Origin of the sequence: Pantoea sp. App145 (assembly GCF_047947045.1) — a bacterium.
Classification (GTDB): Bacteria; Pseudomonadota; Gammaproteobacteria; order Enterobacterales; family Enterobacteriaceae; genus Pantoea.
This window is the reverse complement of the sequence record NZ_CP133291.1, coordinates 541,386-563,335: the sequence shown is the minus strand read 5'-3', so window position 1 is coordinate 563,335 and position 21,950 is coordinate 541,386. Positions and strand designations below refer to the sequence as shown.

At 53.6% G+C, this 21,950-nt stretch carries 16 protein-coding genes; 8 read left to right on the top strand and 8 right to left on the bottom strand.

The window, feature by feature from the left end:
* Positions 1 to 18: 18 nt before the first annotated feature.
* The 5 genes from RCF31_RS22335 to RCF31_RS22315 all read right to left on the bottom strand — a co-directional run bounded on the left by RCF31_RS22335 (position 19) and on the right by RCF31_RS22315 (position 4,800).
* Positions 19 to 1,329 carry an MFS transporter gene (locus RCF31_RS22335; RefSeq protein ID WP_416413453.1) on the bottom strand — a complete coding sequence of 437 codons (1,311 nt, stop codon included), beginning with the start codon at positions 1,327 to 1,329 and terminating at the stop codon, positions 19 to 21.
* 105 nt (positions 1,330 to 1,434) lie between these two features.
* The gene (locus RCF31_RS22330; RefSeq protein ID WP_084881187.1) at positions 1,435 to 2,073 is read right to left on the bottom strand and encodes an N-carbamoylsarcosine amidohydrolase; all 639 of its coding nucleotides are present in this window, start codon (positions 2,071 to 2,073) and stop codon (positions 1,435 to 1,437) included.
* Positions 2,074 to 2,084: 11 nt separating this feature from the next.
* A complete protein-coding gene (locus RCF31_RS22325) occupies positions 2,085 to 2,837 on the bottom strand; it encodes an Asp/Glu racemase (protein ID WP_313683182.1) in 753 nt (250 codons plus the stop codon).
* Positions 2,834 to 3,655, bottom strand: a complete 822-nt coding sequence (locus tag RCF31_RS22320; RefSeq protein ID WP_416413452.1) for an alpha/beta fold hydrolase — start codon at positions 3,653 to 3,655, stop codon at positions 2,834 to 2,836. The genes RCF31_RS22325 and RCF31_RS22320 overlap by 4 nt, the downstream gene beginning before the upstream one ends.
* A complete protein-coding gene (locus RCF31_RS22315) occupies positions 3,655 to 4,800 on the bottom strand; it encodes an FAD-dependent monooxygenase (protein WP_299450475.1) in 1,146 nt (381 codons plus the stop codon). Before RCF31_RS22315 ends, RCF31_RS22320 begins: the two co-directional genes overlap by 1 nt.
* Before the next feature lie 324 nt (positions 4,801 to 5,124).
* On the opposite strand from RCF31_RS22315, the gene RCF31_RS22310 reads away from it, so the two are divergent.
* The 5 genes from RCF31_RS22310 to RCF31_RS22290 all read left to right on the top strand — a co-directional run bounded on the left by RCF31_RS22310 (position 5,125) and on the right by RCF31_RS22290 (position 11,844).
* Positions 5,125 to 6,177: a 2,5-dihydroxypyridine 5,6-dioxygenase gene (locus RCF31_RS22310; RefSeq protein WP_299450472.1), complete on the top strand. Its 1,053-nt coding sequence runs from the start codon at positions 5,125 to 5,127 to the stop codon at positions 6,175 to 6,177.
* A 78-nt stretch (positions 6,178 to 6,255) separates the two neighbouring features.
* The gene (locus RCF31_RS22305) at positions 6,256 to 6,717 is read left to right on the top strand and encodes a MarR family winged helix-turn-helix transcriptional regulator (protein ID WP_084881182.1); all 462 of its coding nucleotides are present in this window, start codon (positions 6,256 to 6,258) and stop codon (positions 6,715 to 6,717) included.
* A 44-nt stretch (positions 6,718 to 6,761) separates the two neighbouring features.
* On the top strand, positions 6,762 to 7,289 hold the full coding sequence (locus tag RCF31_RS22300; RefSeq protein ID WP_416413796.1) for a (2Fe-2S)-binding protein: 528 nt from the start codon (positions 6,762 to 6,764) through the stop codon (positions 7,287 to 7,289).
* Positions 7,286 to 10,858, top strand: a complete 3,573-nt coding sequence (locus RCF31_RS22295; protein ID WP_416413450.1) for a molybdopterin cofactor-binding domain-containing protein — start codon at positions 7,286 to 7,288, stop codon at positions 10,856 to 10,858. Before RCF31_RS22300 ends, RCF31_RS22295 begins: the two co-directional genes overlap by 4 nt.
* A gap of 14 nt (positions 10,859 to 10,872) precedes the next feature.
* Positions 10,873 to 11,844, top strand: a complete 972-nt coding sequence (locus RCF31_RS22290; protein ID WP_416413448.1) for an XdhC family protein — start codon at positions 10,873 to 10,875, stop codon at positions 11,842 to 11,844.
* Here RCF31_RS22290 and RCF31_RS22285 read toward each other — a convergent pair.
* Both RCF31_RS22285 and RCF31_RS22280 read right to left on the bottom strand, forming a co-directional pair.
* Positions 11,828 to 12,406 carry a nucleotidyltransferase family protein gene (locus tag RCF31_RS22285; protein ID WP_416413446.1) on the bottom strand — a complete coding sequence of 193 codons (579 nt, stop codon included), beginning with the start codon at positions 12,404 to 12,406 and terminating at the stop codon, positions 11,828 to 11,830. The genes RCF31_RS22290 and RCF31_RS22285 overlap by 17 nt on opposite strands.
* 47 nt (positions 12,407 to 12,453) lie before the next feature.
* Complete coding sequence (locus RCF31_RS22280) at positions 12,454 to 13,830, bottom strand: aldehyde dehydrogenase family protein (protein WP_416413445.1); 1,377 nt, start codon at positions 13,828 to 13,830, stop codon at positions 12,454 to 12,456.
* Positions 13,831 to 14,306: 476 nt separating this feature from the next.
* Here RCF31_RS22280 and RCF31_RS22275 point away from each other — a divergent pair, with 476 nt between their 5' ends.
* The 3 genes from RCF31_RS22275 to RCF31_RS22265 all read left to right on the top strand — a co-directional run bounded on the left by RCF31_RS22275 (position 14,307) and on the right by RCF31_RS22265 (position 19,280).
* Positions 14,307 to 15,236: a RepB family plasmid replication initiator protein gene (locus tag RCF31_RS22275; protein ID WP_299450452.1), complete on the top strand. Its 930-nt coding sequence runs from the start codon at positions 14,307 to 14,309 to the stop codon at positions 15,234 to 15,236.
* Positions 15,237 to 17,101: 1,865 nt separating this feature from the next.
* Entirely contained in the window at positions 17,102 to 18,301 is a 1,200-nt protein-coding gene (locus tag RCF31_RS22270; protein WP_084881176.1) for an AAA family ATPase, read from the top strand.
* A 7-nt stretch (positions 18,302 to 18,308) separates the two neighbouring features.
* Positions 18,309 to 19,280 (top strand): ParB family protein, encoded by a 972-nt coding sequence (locus RCF31_RS22265; protein WP_084881175.1) that lies wholly within the window; start codon positions 18,309 to 18,311, stop codon positions 19,278 to 19,280.
* Between the two features lie 451 nt (positions 19,281 to 19,731).
* On the opposite strand, the gene RCF31_RS22260 is transcribed toward RCF31_RS22265, so the two are convergent.
* Positions 19,732 to 21,666: an aliphatic sulfonate ABC transporter substrate-binding protein gene (locus tag RCF31_RS22260; RefSeq protein WP_416413443.1), complete on the bottom strand. Its 1,935-nt coding sequence runs from the start codon at positions 21,664 to 21,666 to the stop codon at positions 19,732 to 19,734.
* Positions 21,667 to 21,950 lie beyond the last annotated feature (284 nt).

The following is a 21,950-nucleotide window of genomic DNA, read 5'->3' as shown; positions in this document are numbered from 1 at the left end:
GTTTTCGCAGAAGGGGAATTAACGGTTAACCAGTTTCGCCGGTAAGGCGATGACCAGCAGGCAGCTCAGCAACAGACAAACCGCGAAGAACCACAGCGCGCCGTTGCCGCTGCCGGTGAGATCCAGCGCAATACCCATCACTGAGTTACTGACCAGTCCAGCAATGTTGGCGATGGAACAGGCAAGCGCAAAGCCTGCCGCAGCCGCCGTGCCTTTCAGGAAGGTGGCTGGCAGGCTGAAGAATACCGGCACGGCACCAATGATCATCGCCTGCGCCACGGAGAACAGCAGCACCGTCATCATCACGTTATGGGAGAAAAAGGTACTGGCTCCCATCGCCGCTGCGCCAACAATAAACGGCACGATGATATGCCAGCGGCGTTCACGCATCCGGTCTGAGCTGCTGCCAATCACCAGCATACCGATCAGTGCCGCCAGGCTGGGGATCGCCGTCAGGTAACCAATCGTCGCGATATCGGTGGTTCCGGCGTTTTTAATAAAGGTCGGCATCCAGAAGCCCATCGCATAGGCGCTCAGCAGAATGGAGAAGTCGATCCCACCCAGCATCACCACGCGGATATTCAGCAGGCCATCGCGCAAACGGTGTTTTACCCCTTTCGCTTCACCTTCGTCAGTGGCCAGTTCACGCTGCACCGCCTGTTTTTCATCTTCGCTAAGCCAGCTGGCGCTTTCCACGCTGTTCGGTAGCAGCCAGAAAGTCATCACACCCAGCAACACGCTCGGGATACCTTCCAGCAGGAACAACCACTGCCAGCCGCGCAGGCCGTAAACCTCATGAAAATTGCCCATGATCCAGCCGGAAAGCGGCCCACCAATCAAACTGGAGAGCGGCAGACCAATCATAAACAGCGCGATGATGCGGCTGCGACGCCACGAGGGGAACCATTTGGTGAGATAGAACAACACCCCCGGCAGGAAACCGGCTTCTGCCGCGCCAAGTAAAAAACGCACAATGTAGAATTGCATCGGCGTCTGCACCAGCAGCGTCGCGGTGGAGAGTAAACCCCAGGTGATCATGATGCGCGCAATCCAGATCTTTGCGCCAACACGTTGCAGAATCAGGTTGCTCGGCACTTCAAACAGAATATAACCGACAAAAAACAGCCCGGCCCCCAGGCCAAACGCGGTTTCGCTCAGCGACAGATCGCTCGCCATTTGCAGCTTCGCCAGACCAATATTGATACGGTCCAGATAGGCTGCCAGGTAACACAAACAGAGAAAAGGAATCAGTTTCCAGGTGATCTTGCGGTAAATCGCGGCAGTGTCCTCGGCTGCCAGCACAGCAGGACGGGTTGTAGCAACAGTCATGATTTTCTCCGGGCGCAATAAACCCTGATGGGCATGTTGTTATGCGTTTCGCTTACCAGCGAAACCTGTTCTTTGTGCGCACTCCGTGCAGGTGAATAAGCGCCCTTAACGGGCGCTGAACTGTCCGAGATATTCCAGCGTGGTGGCTTTGGACACCACATCGCCGTACTTACTGTCGATGTCAAACAGGTTGGCTTCATGCGGGGCTGCGTGGCGATCGCCGACGCATTCACGTACCACCATGGCACGAAAGCCGTATTGCAGAGCGTCCACGGCGCTGGCGCGTACGCAGCCGCTGGTGGAACAACCGGCGATGATCAGGGTATCGATGCCTTCCGTCACCAGCAGCGATGCCAGTGCGGTGCCAAAGAAAGCGCTGGCATATTGCTTGGTGATCACCACTTCCTCCGGCAACGGCAGCACTTCCGGGCAGAACGCCGCCAGCGGATTGCCTTCCACCATGTCGCGCATCACCGGCGCTTTCTGCACCCAGATACCGCCGTCACGCTGGTGCTGTGGATGATAACGAATCTGGGTATGGATCACCGGAATGCCGCAACGGCGCGCCGTCGCCAGCAGTGCTTCTGATTCCCGCACCGCCTCCACCACGCCCGGCGCAAATAAAGGCGCGCCCTCGGTGGTGTAGCCTTGCAGAAAATCGATCATCAGCAGCGCGGGACGCTTGCCAAAACCAATACGGTTGCCCCAGACACCGGCGTAATTGTCACTGGCGCTTTGTGTCATCACGTTTCTCCTTACCAGGCTCCGGACAGCAACGCACCGGCTCCGGGTACCACCGGTTCCAGCTCCAGCGCCTTGAGCATCGCGTAGGTGGTGGCGATCGCGGCGGTGATCACCGGTTTACCGGTTTGCGCTTCCACTTTGGCAACCGCTGGCAGGGAAGGCATTTGTACACAGGCCGACAGCACCACAACATCCACGTCATCAAGCGGCATATCAGCAACAATGCCCGGCAAATTGCTGGGATCGTGACGGGCGACCGCGAGATTATCGGCAATTTCCAGCGCTCGCCAGACTTTGACTTCAACGCCTTCGCGCTGAATGTAATCCACCACCAGCTCAGTCAGCGGCTTCATATAAGGTGCCACCAGCGCGATTTTTTTCGCACCCATGATGTGCAGCGCATCCACCAGCGCACCGGCGCTAGTGATCACCGGGGCCAGCGCATCGTTTTCCCGCGTAACAGCCGTCAGACGTTGCTGTGACTGGCGGTGATAACCCGGACCCATCGCCATGATCGCCACCAGACAGGCATAGCCGAGCACATCAACCTGTGCGTCCGACAGTTCCAGCGCGCAACGGTCCGACTCCTTATCCATCGCCGCCAGCTCATCTTTATTGACGTGTTTCATGCGCATACGGCTGGAATGAAAAGTAAAACGCTCCGGGCGAATCAGTTGACGCGCCTGTAACATGGCCGGGATTTCCGTTTCCATGGTGATGTTTGAACTCGGCACAATCTGGCCGATACGATATTGACGGCTCATGGCTGGGCCTCCGGTTGCAGGGTTGCGCCGAGGAAAGAACCAAAGGCGGCAAAGAAGCCAGGAAAATCATCCCACGGGATCATATGCCCGGCGTTTTCAACGTGAACAATCTCGATGGTTGGCAGCAGTTCGCGGATCTCTGCCTCATCTTCCGGCAGGATCACCCCGCCCTTGCCTGCCACCATCAGCAGGGTTTTGGCGGGCAATTGACGGAAATATTGATGGATATCGAGTTGATGAAAATCGTCATAGGCACGACGAATCGCCGGTTCATAACAGGTATGCAGCCATTCCGCCCGTAGCTGACGTTGTTCTTCGGTCCAGGTCGGACAATATTTCTTCATCGCTTCCGCGTCCATGCCCTGCTCCGCCTCGCGGATCGAGTCCTGATACCACGGCCACTGCCCGGGATAGAGACGACGCCCCGGTCCCGATACCGGCGGATCAATCAGCGACAGCGATAACACGCCATCAGGCTGCTTGACGGCCGCGCGCATAATAAAACGCGCCCCCATGGAATGACCGACCAGATGGTACTGCGTCAGACCCAGCGCGCTGGCAAAGGCGTTGATATCATCGGCACAGCTTTCGGTACCGTAATCAAGCCCTTCACCGCTGCTGGATAAGCCACGCCCGCGCACATCCAGCACCCAGGTATCAAACTGCTGACCCAATACCTCTGCGACAAAACCCCAGGTAATGGCCGGGCTGGTGATGCCAGGCACCAGAATCAGCGTCGGGCCTTTACCACCGTAGCGCAGGTAATGCTGGCGAATGCCGTTCGCCTGCACCTGTCCACCACTGATAAACGTGCTCATCACGCCCCCTCGCTTTTCAGCGGTGCGGCAAAGACGTCATAGCCGTAAACCCAGGCCGGATCTTCCTGAGTACGCAGGAAGGTGTTGGCGTTGGAGACGGATTGTACGCGTGAAGCACGTTCTTTACGGTTGACTTCATACAGACGGAACGCGGTGCTGTAATCCTCCAGACCGGTTTCAGTCAGGCAGCGAGCCAGCATCGCCGCATCTTCGATCGCCATCGCCGCACCCTGCGCCATATGCGGCTTCATCGGATGGCAGGCGTCACCCAGCAATACGATGCGCCCTTCACTCCACACCGGCAGCGGCTGGCGATTCAGCAGTGGCCATTTGGTGACGTTTTCACTGCATTCGATCAGCGCCTGCACCACCGGATGGTAATGGCCGAAGGTGTCCAGCATCTCCTGCTGGCTGCTGTCGACAAAGCTGCCTTTGAAATCCCACGCCGGATGCGGCACCCCGGAAACGTAGTAATACTCATCGCGTGATTTGGTGGTGTAGTAAACCATCAGGTGACGATCTTCCGACCACCACTTCACGCAATCTTCGAAATTGAGGTTGTATTTGCGCAGCTGTTCGCCACGGATCAGCGCGCGGTGCGCCACCCAGCCGCTGTAGGTCGGCGCTTCTGCGCCAAGCAGGTGTTCACGCAGTTTTGAGTTGATGCCGTCGGCACCAATCACGATATCGGCACGTTCTTCGCTGCCGTCCTGGAAACGCAACACCACATCGCTGCCGCTGTCTTCAACGCTGCTGAGGCACTTGCCGAAGTGCACCGTACCTGGCTCCAGGCTGGTCATCTGCATCGCCTGCAAATCCCCGCGATGCACCGTGACATAAGCCGCGCCGTACTCTTTGCGGGCAAACTCCCCCAGCGGAATGCGTGACAGGTACTCCCCGGTTTCACCGTCGCGGCTGAACCAGAAGTCCGGATGTGACGCCAGATCTTCCAGCTGCTGCTCGATCCCCATACGGCGGAACACCTTGAGGACGTTCGGCCCCATATGGATACCTGCCCCGAGACGGGAAAACGCCGGACTCTGTTCATAAACCTGCACATTGAAGCCCGCTTTTTGTAACAGCGAACCCGCTGCGAGGCCGCCAAGGCCTGCGCCGACGATGGCGATGCGTTTCATATTGCTCATATTTTCCTCTCAAAACTCACGCTGATTTGAAGGTACACCTGCGGTATCCGTTTCGACTCCGGCTCAAATTATTGAGTGTGTACACTATAATTATTGGCGTTATTTTTTTGTGAATTGCAATGATTATTGTGGTGAAAACTGCATGTCATGATGTTAATCACAGCATTGGTACTGCGTTAAATAGGCTTTTCTTATGACAAAAAGAAATGCTTGCACTCTTCTTCGCAACACGTCTATAACAAATATATCGAGCGTATTCGCTATAAAAAGATGAATTTTTAACCACCAGATATCATCTGGCATCTAACCTGAGAGGAACCCACAATGGCTGTAAATCAGAGTCAGTTAGGACAGATGTTTGAGCAGGTATTACGTCTGTCGAAAGTCGATGCCACCCAGAGCGTCGCTATTCTGAAAAGTCACTATTCTGATGCACGCACTGTGCAGGCTGCGACCGACGCTGCACTACGATTGGGCGCAAAAGTGTATTGCGTTGAACTGCCGTCGTTTAACCACCCCACAGCGATGGGTAACGATATGACCGCCTACTGCGGTGATACCGCGCTGACCGGCAACATCGCGGCCCAGCGAGCGCTGGAAGCGGCGGACCTGATTGTCGATACCATGATGCTGCTGCACTCGCCAGAGCAGGAGCAAATCCTGAAAACCGGTACGCGTATCCTGCTGGCTGTTGAACCGCCGGAAGTGTTGGCACGAATGTTGCCAACCGAAGAGGACAAAACGCGTGTGCTGGCCGCTGCGGCGGTGCTGGAGAAAGCGCGCATGATGACGGTGAAATCGCAGGCGGGTAGCGATTTTCGTGCACCGCTGGGGCAGTACCCGACGGTGACAGAATACGGTTATGCCGATGAACCCGGCCGCTGGGACCACTGGCCGAGCGGTTTCCTGTTCACCTGGCCGAATGAAGATCAGGCGGAAGGGGTGCTGGTACTGGAGGTGGGCGACATCCTGCTGCCGTTCAAATCCTATGCCCGTGAACGTATCACGCTGGAAATTGAAAAAGGTTTTGTGACGAAGATCCACGGTGGCTTTGAAGCGGAATATCTGCGCGATTACATGGGCTACTTCAACGATCCGGAAGTGTACGGCATTTCGCATATTGGCTGGGGATTGCAGCCGCGTGCGCAGTGGACAGCGATGGGGCTGCACGACAAAAACGATGGCATGTGCATGGATGCCCGCGCATTTTACGGCAATTTCCTGTTCTCCACCGGGCCGAACACCGAAGTCGGCGGCAAACGCAAAACGCCTTGCCATATGGATATCGCTCTGCGCCATTGCGATATCAAAGTTGACGATCTGCTGGTGGTGGCCGAAGGCGAAGTGGTGGCACCGGAAGCCTCACGCGCGCGTTAATCTTGCGCAGGGAGCGGCTGTCAGCGCAGTGACAATGCATTACACTGCCTGGCAGTATCCGGGAAAAAGGACCTTTTTATGTCACACGACCATACTTCCTCAGCGGAAGACAATTACGACTACACCCAACAGGTTGGCCATCTGCTGCGCAAAGTTTACCAGCGTCATGTGGCGATTTTTCAGCAACATGTGGGTGATTCACAGATTACGGCGGTGCAATTTATTACCCTCTGTGCGCTGCGCGACCACGGTCCCAGTGCGCAGAACGACCTGGTACGTTACACCGCTGTCGATCAGGCCACCATTCGCGGCGTGGTTGAACGCTTAAAAGCCCGCGATCTGGTCAGCCTCGGTCCCGATCCGACTGACAAGCGCAAAGTAATTGTGATGCTGACCGAGTCCGGACAGACGCTGATTCAGCACACCACCGATAACGCGGTTCGCATCACTGAAATGACGTATGGGCAGTTAAACCCAGCCGAACGAGTCGCGCTGGTTTATCTGCTCAGGAAAATGCTGGACGACACGAGCCAGCCATAACCCGGGGCGAGTGAGCCGCCTCGGTAAGGCGGTCAATAATGAAAATGATGGCACAACAGTCTGCCACACCGGTTTCACCTGCAGGTTTACGCTGTTATTCATTGAAGGTTAATGGCGAAGAAAGGGAAGTTACCAGCTACCGCGATACCTCGTTATTACTGGTATTGCGTAATGAATTGTCGCTTAACGGTCCGAAGTATGGCTGCGGTCTCGGCGAATGCGGTGCCTGCACCGTGATGATCGATGGCGTTGCGGCACGTTCCTGCGTCATTCCGGCGTATGGCGTGCGGCAGCGCGCGGTGACCACCCTTGAAGGGTTGGGAAGCCGTGACTCGCTGCATCCGGTGCAACAGGCGTTTATTGATGAACAGGCCGCACAATGCGGCTATTGCCTGAATGGCATGATCATGACCACCGCCGCGCTGTTGCGCGATCTCCCCTGCCCCAGTGACCAGCAAATCCGCTCCGCACTGAGTGGCAACCTGTGTCGCTGCGGCACCCATCAGGAAATCCTCTGTGCGGTGAAACGTGCGGTACAACTCTGTTTACAGCAGGCGGAGGCACAGCAATGAGTCATGCCGCTGTCCCCACCCAGCAGCAGTTGCTGGATGCCAATAATGTGTTGCTGATCGTTGATGAGATTCAGCCCCCGCCTGGCCTGGTGCCAAAAGGACAAACGCCGAGCCTGAAACCGAAAGAACTGGCGTTGTTTCTTGCCATTGATGGTGCGGGCAACGTCTGGGCGTTTAACGGCCATGTTGATCTCGGCACTGGGGTGAAAACCGCGTTGACGCAAATCGTTGCGGAAGAACTGAATCTGCGCATGGATCAGGTGCAGATGGTGCTGGGCGATACGCTCCGCGTCCCAAATCAGGGAGCGACCATTGCCAGCGCCACCTTACAGATTTCCGCCGTTCCGTTGCGTAAAGCCGCCGCCGTTGCGCGCCAGTGGCTGACCCGGCAGGCAGCAGCGCGTTTGCAGGTCACGGCTGATGCATTAACCCTGGATGCCGGGGAGTTTCGCCTGGCAGATGGCACCACCCTGAGCTTCGCGCAGCTGGTCAACGGGCAGCGCTGCCAGTTACCTATTGCTGACGATGTGCCGCTAAAGCCCGCCAGTGAATATCGCTTAGTCGGCACCAGCTCACAGCGTGTCGATATCCCAGCCAAAGCCACCGGCGAACTGACCTGGGTGCATGATATGCGCCTGCCGGGGATGCTACATGGTCGGGTGATCCGCCCGCCCTATGCCGGGTATGACACCGGACAGTTTGTTGGCACTTCGCTGCTAAGCATTGATGACAGTTCCATTGCCCATCTCGACGGTATCGTCAAAGTGGTGCAAATCGCTGACTTTGTTGGCGTGGTGGCGGAACGCGAAGATCAGGCCATCGTCGCGATGGAAACCCTGAAAGTTCGCTGGAAGCCCTGGGAGCATATGCTGCCGGATATGCGTGACATCGAGAAAGCGATTCGCGATAACCCCCGCACCTCGCGTGTGGTGCATGATACCGGCGAGGTTGATACGGCGCTGGAGAACGTTACGCAGCGCTTTACCCGCAACTACGTCTGGCCGTATCAGCTGCATGGCTCGATTGGCCCGTCTTGTGCGGTGGCTGCTTATGACGAGGTGGGTTTGCAGGTCTGGAGCGGTACCCAGAATCCTCATCTGCTGCGTGCTGACCTCGCCTGGCTGTTCGAAATCCCGGAAAGTGATATCGAGGTGAACCGCATGGAGGCGGCCGGTTGTTATGGTCGCAACTGCGCGGATGATGTGGCAGCGGATGCCGCACTGCTTTCCCGTGCCGTCGGTAAGCCGGTGCGCGTGCAGCTGACGCGCGCGCAGGAACACGTCTGGGAGCCGAAAGGCACTGCCCAGTTGATGGATGTGGATGGCGGCCTCGATGCTGAGGGTAACCCGCATGTTTACGACTTCACCACTTCCTACCCTTCCAACGGTGCCCCCACCCTGGCGCTGTTGCTGACCGGACGCGTTGACCCGGTAGCACTGGCGTACGAGATGGGCGATCGCACCTCGATCCCACCTTACGACTTTCCGCATATGCGCGTCACCATCGAGGATATGGCTCCGACTGTGCGCGCATCATGGATGCGTGGCGTGTCGGCATTGCCAAATACCTTCGCCCACGAATCCTATATGGATGAACTGGCGCACGCGGCAGGCGTCGATCCGGTCGAATACCGGCTGCGTTATATCCAGGATGAACGCGCCGCTGAGTTGATCCGCTCCACCGCCGACCGTGCAGGCTGGACGCCACGTACCGAACCGATGCAAAACACCAGCGAACCCGGCGTGTTACGCGGTCGCGGCTTCGCCTATGCGCGTTATATCCACAGTAAATTCCCCGGCTTTGGCGCGGCCTGGGCCGCCTGGGTGGCCGATGTGGCTATCGATAAGCAGAGCGGCGAAATTGCCGTGACGCGCATAACCGTTGGTCACGATGCGGGCATGATGGTTAATCCTGCCGGGGTGAAGCACCAGATCCACGGCAACGTTATCCAGTCCACCAGCCGTGTGCTGAAAGAACAGGTGACGATTGAAAGCAATATGATCGCCAGCCAGGAATGGGGGGGTTATCCGATCCTCACTTTCCCGGAAGTGCCGGATATCGATGTGATGATGATGCCACGCCCGTATGAGCCTCCGCTCGGTGCCGGGGAATCCGCTTCGGTTCCCAGCGCGGCCGCCATAGCCAACGCGGTGTTTGACGCCACCGGGATCCGCTTTCGCGAGTTGCCCATCACCTCGGACAAACTGCGCCAGGCACTGAACGGACCGGACCCGCAACCCGAACCCGCATTGCCCGCGCCGCAACGCAAAAAATCCACCCGCCGCCGTAAATGGGCCTTTGGTGGTGCGGCGGGTTTACTCGGTGCAGCGATCGGCATCGCCACCAATGCCCTGCCCTGGCGTGCCGCTATCGCGCCGGTCACCCCACCGCAGGCGGGTAGCTGGTCAATGGAGATGCTGGAGCGCGGTCGTCAGGTGGCCGCTGCCGGTGATTGCGCGGTGTGCCACACCACCGAGGGCGGAGCCACCAACGCCGGTGGCCTGAAGATGGATACGCCGTTTGGTGCCCTCTACACCACCAATATCACCCCGGATAAACAAACGGGCATTGGTAGCTGGTCTTTTACCGCCTTCGATCGCGCTATGCGCCAGGGCATCAGCCGTGACGGTCATCATCTCTATCCGGCGTTTCCCTACACCTCTTTCCGCCAGTTAAGCGAAGAAGATATGCAGGCATTGTATGCGTACCTGATGTCGCAGCCTGCCGTTGAACAGACGCCGCCGCCCAATGACATGCGGTTCCCGTTCAATATGCGTTTCCTGATGGCGGGCTGGAATACGCTGTATCTGCGCAGTGGTGAATATCAGAACGATCCGGCTAAAAGCGCCGAATGGAATCGCGGGGCCTATCTGGTCAACGGGGCCGGTCACTGTGGTGCCTGCCACTCCCCGCGTAACCTGATGGGAGCGGAAAAATCCGGCGACCAGTTCCTCGCGGGTGGCTGGGTTGATGGCTGGGAAGCGCCAGCACTGAATCAGCTCAGCAAAGCGCCACAACCCTGGACAGCGGATTCGCTCTATAACTATCTGCGGAATGGTTATGACGATAAACATGGGGTTGCTGCCGGGCCAATGGCACCGGTGGTAAGCCATCTGGCTACGCTGCCGGAAGCGGATGTGCGGGCGATGGCGGGTTATCTGGCGGATATTAATGGTCAGACAGCCATGCCTGAGCCTGTGCCGCAGCCGTTAATCAAACCGGCATGGAACACTGCTGCCGGGGAACGATTGTTCAAAGGTGCGTGTCAGGCGTGTCACAGCGCCAGCGAAGGTGGACCGAAGCTGTTTGGCGTGAGTCCGGCTATGGCCAACAGCAGCAGCCTGACCAGCGCGACACCCGATAATCTGTTGCAGGTGGTGCTGCATGGCATCGACAAGCCCGCAACCGATGCACTCGGTTATATGCCGGGCTTTGCTGCCAGTTTGTCGGATAAACAGGTGGCGGATATTGCGGCCTATCTGCGCCAGCGTTATGCCCCGGACCAGCCAGCCTGGACTGACTTAACGGAAAAAGTGGCGCAGGTACGCGCTAATCCCAGCAGCCACTAACGCGGAGGAAGTTTATGTTGTCACTCGATCAACGCGTTATCGACCAGGCATTGCAGTGGCTGCAACAGGACAAGACCATCTGGCTATGTACCGTGCTGCATAGCTGGGGGTCTGCCCCCCGCTCACCCGGCGCCATGCTGGTGGCTGACGCGCAAGGCAACTGGGTGGGGTCACTTTCGGGCGGCTGCATTGAGGAGGATTTCCTGATGCGGCTGCAACAGGGAGCGTATTCGCAGCCAAGTGAACAGGTGCGTTACGGAGCCGAAGGACTGGCACCTCCGGTACAGCTGCCCTGCGGCGGCATCCTGGATGTGCTGGTGGAATGTATTGCGCCACAGGAACGCTCGCTGGCGTTACTGAGTGCCATGCAGACCGCGCTCAGTGGTGGCTCGTTGCTGACGCGCTATATCACGCTGGGGGTCGAGCATGAATGGCAGATTCTGGCTCCTGGTACGCCGCAAACATTGCTGCGCTATGACGATAACAGTGCGGTATTGCCGGTTGGTGCCGTGACCACGGTGTTTATCGCGGGTTATTCAGCGGTGGCGAACGATTGTATTCGTCTGGCGCTGATGCTCGGTTTCCGCGTGGTAGTGTGTGAACATCGCGATGCCGAATTCGACCAGTTATGCGCAGCCGTACAACCTGCTGATAATTTGCATTGTTTTCGCCAGCATCCGGCGCGATATCTGGAAAAATCGGGTGCTTCGGCGGGAACAGCGATCCTTTGTCTTACCCATGATCCACGCGTCGATGATTTGACGCTGATGGAAGCGGTCAATACACCAGCGTTTTATATTGGTGCCATGGGGTCGGCGAAGAATAGCCAGCGCCGTTTTCAGCGCCTGGCAGAACTGGGGGGATTACCCGAACAGGCGCTGGCACGGATTCATGCGCCGATCGGTTTGCCGATTGGCAGCAAAACGCCGGGAGAAATCGCCCTCGCGACGCTGGCAGATATTGTTCGTGTCAGGAATGGTTTGTAGTACCGGGAAGATCCGCATCACGAATCACCCCGGCGTGCGCACCGATTTTTTGCAGAATCGTCGGATCCAGCAAGGCGCGTGCGCCATTATCACCACTAAGCTGACTCAGTGCCTCACCATAACGTGCCGCAAAGCCTACCGGGTGCCCAGGCAGTTGATCCCAACACAGACGCACCTGTTGCGCTCCTGCGGTAAGTAGACTCGCTACGCGTTGATGATCCTGTGCCGTTACCCATGCCATATCACCCGGTTGAATCAGCCAGCCTGACCAGGCTCGCGTTTCCCGTACTGCCGCCGCAATGCTTTCGCCACTGCCTTCACTGGCAACGGTGATAGCAGGAACCCGGTATTGCTCCGCAAGTGCAAGGATCGCGTGATATTCAGGACGTGTTACCAGCAGCAAAGGCAAGCCGGAAGCCTGTGCCTGTTGCAACGTCAGCGCCAGCAGAGGTTGCCGGTTTTCCTGTGGTGCCAGCAGTTTATTGCCCTGCCCTCCGGCACGGGTAAACCGTGCCCCCAGGCCCGCAGCAAGGATGATGATGCCCGGTGTGTTCATATGCATTGACGGTTGCTAAGTAAGGGCACGTAGTATCACGTGCCCCGGTTAAGTTAGCGACGATTTTTCCATACCGTCTGGATATTACAGAACTCGTAAACACCAAAGCTGGATAACTCGCGGCCATAACCACTTTTCTTCACGCCGCCAATCGCTACACGTGGATCGGAAGCACCGTTGCCGTTGATGAAGACTGCGCCGGTTTCCAGTTTGCTGGCCAGTTCACTAGCGACTGCTTCATTACCGCTCCAGACGGTGGCGCTGAGGCCAAACTCGCTGTTGTTTGCCAGCTCTAAGGCATGCTCTGCATTACGAGCAATGGTGATCGCGGCAACCGGGCCAAAGATCTCCTGCTGGAATGCCGTCATTGTCGGTGTCACATCTGCCAGGATCGTCGGCGCATAGTAGTTACCCACACCTTCGATCTTATGACCACCGATGACCAGACGCGCACCCTCTGCAATGCTCTGCTGCACCTGCTTATCCAGTTCATCACGCAGATCGTAACGCGCCATCGGACCAATGTAGGTTGCTTCATCCAGCGGATCACCGATTTTCAGTGCTTGCACCGCTGCGCTAAAACGCGCCTCAAAGGCTTGAGAGACGCTTTCTTCAATGATGAACCGTTTGGCCGCCATGCATACCTGTCCGGTGTTCTGGTAGCGTCCTGTGACCGCTGAAGCCACTGCAGCGTCCAGATCTGCATCAGCGAGAACGATAAAAGGATCGGCACCACCCAGTTCCAGCACGGTTTTCTTCAGTACAGCACCCGCCTGTGCGGCAATTGCGCCTCCTGCACGCACGCTGCCGGTAACGGCAACTGCAGCAACGCGCGGATCTTTTATCGCTACCGAGACGCCATCGTTATCAACATTGATGACGTTAAAAGCGCCTTTGGGCAGGTCGGTCGCATCAAAGAGGCTGGTAATCAGGTTGGCACAACCCATTACGCTGGGGGCATGTTTCAGCAGGTAAGTATTTCCTGCCAGCAACATGCTTACTGCTCCACGCAGTACCTGCCAGTATGGGAAGTTCCACGGCATGACCGCCAGGATCACGCCAAGCGGACGAAATGCCTGCCATGCCTGCTGATTTTCCACCAGCGTCGGTTTGTCGGCCAGCATCGCCGGGCCATGTTCAGCATACCAGTCACACAGGTTGGCGCATTTCAGTACTTCAGCGCGTGCCTGAGCAACAGGTTTACCCATTTCCAGAGTCGCCATGGTGGCCAGCTCATCCTGACGCTGACGGATCTGTTCTGCTAATTGGCGCAGAACCAGCACTCGCTGATCCAATGTTCTGTTACGCCACTGGTTGAAAGCCTGTGCACTTTGTTGCAGTGCGTTTTCCAGTTCAGCAGGCGTTTGCAGCGGATATGTCGCTAGGGTTTCACCATTGGTGGGGTTACGTGAGATTACATTTTCAGTCATAACAACCTTCATCGTGAGTTTGTGTCGTCAATGAAGCTTACCTTACGCTGCAGCTGGATTATTGAAAAATGAATATTAATGACAAAGTTGTTCTCACTATGAGAAGCAGATGGGGTTTAACTTGCGTGCGGCTAATGTCAGGATCCTGAATATGTCGTTGCCGGTGTTTTATTTCCGATCGTGCTTTATTCCACGTTCTGACTGCGTTTTTCAAAGAGTTATCCAGTTATACAGTGATTAGATCTCTAAGAAAGATCATAGAGAGATCTAAAAGAGATCCAAAGAGATCCCCGATCGTCGCAGGCCGCACCGGCCAAGGGCTGAAAGGGTGATCGTGTTCACTATAATCAGCAAAGTGTTCACTGTAATCAGCATTATATTCACTGTAAGCTGTAGAATGTTCACTATAAACAGTGTTAATGTTCACTGTAATCAGAAACCGACCCTTTTCATCCACAGAATGAAGATCTCAGGCTATGGCAGATAAAGAGAGTGAAAACAAGGCGTTACTTGAACCTTTTCTGTCGGTGACAAAAAACAGCGGTGAAGTTATTCAGCTACACCCTAATAAAAATAACACCGTACAACCGGTCGCCTTGATGCGCCTGGGACTGTTTGTTCCGACACTGAAATCCACCGCGCGTGGTAAATCAGGCGCGATGGCTTCAACCGATGCCACTAAAGAGCTGAAAAACCTTTCACTGGTGAAAGCTGAAGGCTATGAAAAGATTACCATTACCGGCGCAAGGCTGGATATGGATAATGATTTCAAAACCTGGGCCGGGATCATTCAGTCATTCTCCCGTTATCCATCGAAAGGCGACACGGTAACGCTGCCGTTTATCGATTTCGTAAAAATGTGCGGGATCCCCTCGGCAAACTCTTCTGCAGCCTTACGTAAGCGTTTAGATGCGTCATTACGCCGTATCGCGACCAATACCCTCTCCTTTGAAGGTAACGGCAAAGCCTACCATACCCACCTGGTACAATCGGCCTATTACGATCGGGAAAAGGACGTAGTGCGGATTCAGGCGGATCCTAAGCTGTTCGAGTTGTATAACTTTGACCACAAGGTTTTACTGCAACTCCGCGCTATCTCGCGGCTTAAGCGTAAGGAATCTGCTCAGGCGCTTTATACCTATCTGGAGAGCCTGCCAACAAACCCTGCTCCTATCTCATTGGCACGTTTGCGTATGCGCCTCAATCTGGGTTCGAAAACCACCACCCAGAACCATGTGGTACGTCGTGCCATGGAGCAATTAAAAGAGATTGGCTATCTCGACTATTCAGAAGTGAAACGTGGACGTTCTGTGTTTTTTATTATCCACAGCCGGACACCAAAACTGGATGGGATCAGCAATCTCGAGAGCATTGATGCACTCGACGATCTGGATTTTGATGACTAAGTCATCATGTTCACTGTAATCAGTACATCACGCGTTGCAGTGTCACTTTTAGCCGAAAAGTGACACTTCCCTCCCTTCTGACATTCACTGTAATCAGCTAGCGCCCATAAGATTCACTGCAATCAGTAACGTTCACTGTAATCGGCATTCCTGCCTGTGATCACAAAACCATAATCAATATTATTGGTGTCAGAGACAGTAATCATTGCTATACATTGATAGTGAGTGCTTACATTTATTGTCTTCATGGTTAAAAGATAAGTATCAGAGGGGGGGTTGCTGATTACAGTGAATGCTATCAACTCATACGTCCCCACTGATTACAGTGAATGCTTAGGTTGTGATGAACTTACTGATTACAGTGGATGTTTTGTTTTATGTATATGATCTTAAATGTCTTACTTATTTGTGAGCCATTGTGTTCACTGTAATCAGCATCTCACGTATTTTCAGGAACAAAAAAGTGACAGGGTTGGTCACGTTTGCCGATTACAGTGAATATTTACCCCGGTTACTGACTACAGTGAACGCATGATTGGCGACTGATAGCATGAATTAAACCATCCGCAGCTAACGTCACGGTGTCACTGATTACAGTGAACGTTCTGTTTCTGCAGCTGAGACACAGATGTCAGCGGCTGCCGGTGTTCTTTTCTACTGATTACAGTGAACATCGTCAGCGGGTTTGTGTGTGACCCATTACTGATTACAGTGAATGTTCGGCTCAGGAGTTAACACTACCCCTTACTGATTACAGTGAATTTGGGATATCGTTGCTTATTACCCATCATCGACTTCGTGTGGTCCATTGCTGATTACAGTGAACATCACCCCTTCTGTTCATCATCCTCTACTGATTACAGTGAATGTTTAACTTCTTCATCATGGATACCGCTTACTGATTACAGTGAACGCCTGATACGCATGTTGAGCTCATGCCAGTTCCTGATCCCGGCGAACTCCTGACGCACTCCGTCTGCATACCCTCCACTGATTACAGTGAATGTTACTGATTTGGCCTGAGGTACGTAACGCATGGAGAATCCCCTTAAACGCACTCTCAATCTTGCCGACTACAGTGAATGTTTTCATGTTCCCCTGCCCTATATCGCGGTAAAAGCATCAGTCAGGGACAGACGATGATTGCTCAGAGTATGAAAGCAGCGACTGACTATAGTGAATGATTGCCGATCTGATGACACTTCGTACTGACTATAGTGAATGGTTGCGAGTTATATAGCCAAGTCTGCTCACTATAGTGAACGTTTGGTGATGCCGGGAAATTTGGCTTACTGACTACAGTGAACGATTATGGGTTTCACAAATTTCGACTGCTGATTACAGTGAATGTTTGATGAAATCCAGGATAGAGTTATCTTTTACTGATTACAGTGAATGATAGTGGTCCCTTCAATCGGTGTTAAACAGGCTTTCGTTAGCTTATCCGCGTGGGAGACGGTTACTGATTACAGTGAATGTTTCGTGCGGGCTGCTGATTACAGTGAATCTTTTGCTGATTACAGTGAGTTTATGCCTGCGTTGCTTGTAAAGCTTGCTGACTACAGTGAATCTGTCTCCCCTGCACCCTGCACCCTGCACCCTGCACCCTGCTCCGTACTTTTACCCACGACATTACTGATTACAGTGAATCTTTGCAGATAAGCTCGAAAAATGATCAGCTCATCTTTTATTCATTTCATTTGGCAGCTCAGGATTGCAGCACTGATTACAGTGAATGTTTGTAATAACATCCTCTTGGACAAGGTGTTTCGTTCACATCAGTTGTTTCTGAGTAAATGAGATAGATTTGCCTGATGTGCAGGATTTCGGTATAAAGTCATAAATCCTACATGTGTGGAGCAACTATGGCTAACGATGAAAAGCAGGTTCTGAAGGTCGCTCAACGTTCTGAGAAAATGCTCATGAGCCTGACGGAACAGATTCAGGCACAAAAAGAAGAGTTGCAGGAAAATACTTTTTACCAGGTTTACGCTAAAGCGGCACTGGCAAAGTTACCCAAGCTGACTCGCGCCAGTGTCGATTATGCTGTGAATGAGATGGAAGAAAACGGTTATCCGTTTGATAAGCGTGCCGCCGGTAGCTCAACCAAATATGCAATGTCGATTCAGAACATTATCGACATCTATCATCATCGTGGTGTGCCCAAGTACCGCGATCGTCACGGTGATGCATTCACATTATTTGTGGGTAACCTGAAAGGTGGTGTGTCGAAAACGGTATCTACTGTTTCGCTGGCCCACGCGCTGCGCGCACATCCACACCTGTTATTTGAAGATTTACGCATTCTGGTTATCGATCTTGACCCGCAATCTTCCGCTACCATGTTCCTCAATCATGAGCGTTCGGTGGGATTAGTTGAAGCCACCGCTGCACAGGCGATGTTGCAGAATGTCAGTCGCGAAGAATTGCTCAACGAATTTATCGTGCCTTCCATTATTCCTGGTGTGGATGTGCTGCCTGCGTCCATCGATGATGCGTTTATCGCTTCACGCTGGGATGAGCTTTGTGCCGAGCATTTGCCCCAGCACAATGTCCATTCTGTATTGCACGATAATGTTATCGCCAAGCTGAAGAAAGACTATGACTTCATCTTTATCGACAGTGGCCCTCATCTCGACGCATTCCTGAAAAACGCCATTGCCGCGTCTGACTTGCTGATGACGCCAGTACCTCCGGCACAGGTCGATTTTCACTCCACCCTGAAGTATCTGACGCGTCTGCCAGAGCTGATTGGCATCATTGAAGAATCCGGCGCAAGTTGTCGTTTACAGGGCAATATTGGATTTATGTCGAAGCTCTCCAACAAAGCGGACCACAAGCTCTGCCACAGCCTTGCTAAAGAGATTTTTGGCGGTGACATGCTGGATGCCGCCTTACCGAGGCTTGATGGTTTTGAGCGCTGCGGAGAATCATTCGACACAGTCATTTCGGCCAACCCTTCTACCTACGTAGGTAGCAGTGAAGCCCTGAAGAATGCGCGTTCGGCTGCGGAGGATTTTGCCAAAGCCGTGTTTGATCGCATTGAATTTATTCGCCTGAACTGAGGTTACTATGAGCGCAAAACGCATAACGATTGGCAGAACTTTTAGCCAGACACCGCTGCAAACAGAAGAAACATCAGAAGGCCATACCCAGACTTTTATCCTGTCCACAGGTAAACGCGCCCAGTTCACACTGGAGCACATTGCTGCAAAAGATATCGAAGATAAAACCTTTGTCGTGATGGAAACCAACGGCCGTGACCAATCGGGTCTGACACCCGAATCACTGCGCGACATTATCCGTACCATCAAACTCCAGCAGTTCTTTCCGGCCATTGGCGTCAAGCGTGATGACCGTATCGAGATTCTCGATGGTTCACGCCGCCGTGCTGCTGCGCTGCATTGTAAAACGGGTCTTGATGTTCTGGTTACCGATGCTTCAATTACGGCAGAAGAAGCCCGTCGTCTTGCACAGGATATTCAGACTGCCCGTGAACACAACCTGCGTGAGGTAGGCATGCGCCTGCTGGCGCTGAAAGATGGTGGTTTGTCGCAAAAAGAGATTGCCCAGAGCGAAGGTCTTTCCCAGGCCAAAGTGACACGCGCATTGCAGGCGGCCAGTGTGCCTGCCGATCTCATCACGTTATTCCCTAACCACTCAGAGCTGACCTATCCCGATTATAAATCTCTGTTGCAGGCTTATGAAAAGTTGCAGGAGACAGGGCAGACGGTTGATGCGTTGATTGATGCCATTGGTATGGATGTTGATACTGTTTGTGCCAGAGACGGATTAGCGGAAGATGAAGTGAAGAACGGTATTTTGCGTCTGGTGCGTAATGGCAGCCAGACACTGGTGCAGTCACCCGCTAAAGATAAAGTCGTCGCCACCGCACTCTGGACCTTTGCTGACAAAGACCGCTTTGCACGTAAAAAGACGCGTGGTCGCATGTTCAGCTATGAATTTAATCGACAGTCAAAAGAACTTCAGGACGAGTTGGATCGGGTGATTAACGAGACCCTGAACAAATACCTCAATCAATAAGCAATGCCGCCTTCGGGCGGTTTTTTTTGCCTCCTTTTCCTTCGCCAGCGTAATTTCACCGCTAACTGCATGAAATATCAGTAATGAGGTCTAAAATTTCAGGCTGAAATCGCCATGATTTCACTCATCACGGACAATCCTTCCCATCACTGAACACAACCGGTGACGGCAAATTAACCATCCCGGTGTGAAGGCAACAATCCATTAAATTAAGATTGTCTGGATCTGCACTGCTCGGGAAATTATAAAGCTCGCCACGCCGATTTCACGCCTATCTCTATGAATATAATGACTTTTAGAAAAAGATTTCAGGGTGAAATCGCCACATTTATGCACCCTGTCGAGACGCCATAATAAATACTGGCCAAAATTAGCCAGATGATATGCAACGATTTATCCACAGAAAAAGTGGATAACTTTCATCACACAGCAATTTGCTATGAGCCTCAAGTCAAGCCAGCAAACGTAATGTAGAAGAGAATTGCCAGACAGCATCTCTGACCCGAACCGGTTTATTAATTAAACCCAGCGCATAGAAACGATCGGCAATCGTCTGCTGTTCTCTGATAACTTCAAAAGCCATAGCTCGGGTCTGGTGACTGCGACGCGATAAAGCACGCTCAACCGAGTGAATTTCGAGACCCAATTCCTGGGACAGCAGCTTGGCAGATTCCTGTCTGTGACTATCGATAAACTGCCCGGTCTGCTGCAAGGCCTCCACCAGCTGGTGCACAATGTCATCGTGCTGCTGCACGTAATCACGGCGAGCCAGATAGAATTGATGATTCCGAACGCGCCCTTCTCCATTGGCGATAATACGTAATGTGGGGTTACTTTCTGCCGCGCTAAGTAATGGGTCCCACATCATCCAGGCATCTACAGCAAGATAATCGCTTACGGTTAACGGATATTTTGGCGGAGCGTAAACCACTTTTATCTCATCAAGACCAATCCCCGCTTCATCCAGCAACTGCAACAACAACCAATGAACATTGGAGCCTTTATTGACAGAAATGCGTTTACCGCGCAAATCGGCCAGTGTGGTGATGTCGCTTTCGATGGGGACAACGATGCCAACGCTGCTCGGCGCAGGGGGTTCCCAGGCGATGTAAGTCACCGCATTACCGCTGGATTGCGCAAAGATCGGGGGAACCTCCCCGGTTGTGCCGAAATCAATTTCATTGTTCTGCAAGGCGTAAAGTAACTGGGGGCCCGCGGGGAACTCACTCCAAAGTACATTTACCCCCTGCTTTGCAAAGCACTGTTCAAGGCTCTGGCGGGCTTTTAACACGCCAAGATTGCCAAATTTTTGGTAACCAATACGAAGTTCGCGCTCACCAGACGGAGACATCAGGGAAGATATCTGGGGAGCAGAAAGGGATTTGCGACGGCCTTTAATCACGCCCTGATTGGCCAAATGAGTGCGTAAGGTATGGCGACTAATACCTAATAACGTGGCGGCCTGGGTCTGATTGTTATCAGTCAATTCAAGTGCGCTGTTGATCAGGCTATTGATCACCCGGTCAAACAACTGATGTGGCTCATTGGCTAAATGCTGACGTAAAAAGCTATCAAGTGACGAATCTGGTACATCAGCAAAGCGGTGTTCACTGTAACCGGCAAGTCGCAGTTGTGCGGGAGTAAGGATTTCCTCCCGGCTAAGCAAAACCGCGTTATGCAATGTATTCTCGAGTTCACGGATATTGCCGGGCCAGCTGTATTCGAGTAACGCTTCGAGCGCCTCGGATGACAACCGCCTTGCCGGACGACCGAGGCGTCGTGAATACAGGTTAAGGAAATGCTGAGCCAGCACCGGGATGTCTTCGCGCCGCTGACGCAAGGGGGGTAACGGGACTACAGCAATATTGAGACGATAAAATAAATCCTCACGAAAACGGCGTTCACGAATTGCCTGGGCGAGGTCAACGTGTGTGGCTGCAATTACCCTGACATCCACTTTGATGGGTTTACGCGAACCGACACGCGTAAACTCGCGTTCCTGCAATACGCGGAGAAGTTTAACCTGCAATGGCAAACTGAGTTCGCCAATCTCATCCAGCAGCAGTGTGCCACCCTGAGCTGATTCAAACCAACCCGGATGCGCCTGGGTCGCGCCGGTAAACGCGCCTTTCTCATGCCCGAATAACTCCGCCTCGGCAAGGCTCTCAGCTAATGCGCCGCAGTTGACGGCGAGAAAAGGGCCATGACGGCGTGCGCTGTTATGATGTAGATAGCGCGCAACCACTTCTTTTCCGGTACCGGTCTCGCCGACAATCAGCACCGTAGCATCAGTCGGCGCAAACTTATCAAGCAACGACTGGAAAGCGCGTGATGCGGGATCAACCAGACGGGGTGAATCATTGAAATCAGCATAGGTTGTCAGCATGGTGTGTATCCTTAGCGAAGCATAACCACACGCTAACCAGGCACGTTCACTATGAACAGCAGGAAAAAAGCATAACGAGTTGCAAATGCAACAAATGCTGTTGTGGTACGGTTGCGATTGCAATAGGCCAGATAGCAGCACCAGACAATAACCTACTGATAAATGGTAATTTATCGAAATTGCGAAGCTGGCATGGTTTTCGCTATGGTCTATATAACTAAATAAATTCACCCGAATGTTCATTTTTTAATAAAGTTATATAGGAAATGCATACAGGCAATGGG

What these genes read in the sequence shown, in the direction of transcription:
- RCF31_RS22325 (WP_313683182.1), bottom strand. Translation starts at nt 2,837, where the DNA reads ATGAGCCGTCAATATCGTATCGGCCAGATTGTGCCGAGTTCAAACATC.
- RCF31_RS22335 (WP_416413453.1), bottom strand. Translation starts at nt 1,329, where the DNA reads ATGACTGTTGCTACAACCCGTCCTGCTGTGCTGGCAGCCGAGGACACT.
- RCF31_RS22270 (WP_084881176.1), top strand. Translation starts at nt 17,102, where the DNA reads ATGGCTAACGATGAAAAGCAGGTTCTGAAGGTCGCTCAACGTTCTGAG.
- RCF31_RS22290 (WP_416413448.1), top strand. Translation starts at nt 10,873, where the DNA reads ATGTTGTCACTCGATCAACGCGTTATCGACCAGGCATTGCAGTGGCTG.
- RCF31_RS22260 (WP_416413443.1), bottom strand. Translation starts at nt 21,666, where the DNA reads ATGCTGACAACCTATGCTGATTTCAATGATTCACCCCGTCTGGTTGAT.
- RCF31_RS22275 (WP_299450452.1), top strand. Translation starts at nt 14,307, where the DNA reads ATGGCAGATAAAGAGAGTGAAAACAAGGCGTTACTTGAACCTTTTCTG.
- RCF31_RS22305 (WP_084881182.1), top strand. Translation starts at nt 6,256, where the DNA reads ATGTCACACGACCATACTTCCTCAGCGGAAGACAATTACGACTACACC.
- RCF31_RS22280 (WP_416413445.1), bottom strand. Translation starts at nt 13,830, where the DNA reads ATGACTGAAAATGTAATCTCACGTAACCCCACCAATGGTGAAACCCTA.
- RCF31_RS22330 (WP_084881187.1), bottom strand. Translation starts at nt 2,073, where the DNA reads ATGACACAAAGCGCCAGTGACAATTACGCCGGTGTCTGGGGCAACCGT.
- RCF31_RS22320 (WP_416413452.1), bottom strand. Translation starts at nt 3,655, where the DNA reads ATGAGCACGTTTATCAGTGGTGGACAGGTGCAGGCGAACGGCATTCGC.
- RCF31_RS22295 (WP_416413450.1), top strand. Translation starts at nt 7,286, where the DNA reads ATGAGTCATGCCGCTGTCCCCACCCAGCAGCAGTTGCTGGATGCCAAT.
- RCF31_RS22315 (WP_299450475.1), bottom strand. Translation starts at nt 4,800, where the DNA reads ATGAGCAATATGAAACGCATCGCCATCGTCGGCGCAGGCCTTGGCGGC.
- RCF31_RS22265 (WP_084881175.1), top strand. Translation starts at nt 18,309, where the DNA reads ATGAGCGCAAAACGCATAACGATTGGCAGAACTTTTAGCCAGACACCG.
- RCF31_RS22300 (WP_416413796.1), top strand. Translation starts at nt 6,762, where the DNA reads ATGATGGCACAACAGTCTGCCACACCGGTTTCACCTGCAGGTTTACGC.
- RCF31_RS22285 (WP_416413446.1), bottom strand. Translation starts at nt 12,406, where the DNA reads ATGCATATGAACACACCGGGCATCATCATCCTTGCTGCGGGCCTGGGG.
- RCF31_RS22310 (WP_299450472.1), top strand. Translation starts at nt 5,125, where the DNA reads ATGGCTGTAAATCAGAGTCAGTTAGGACAGATGTTTGAGCAGGTATTA.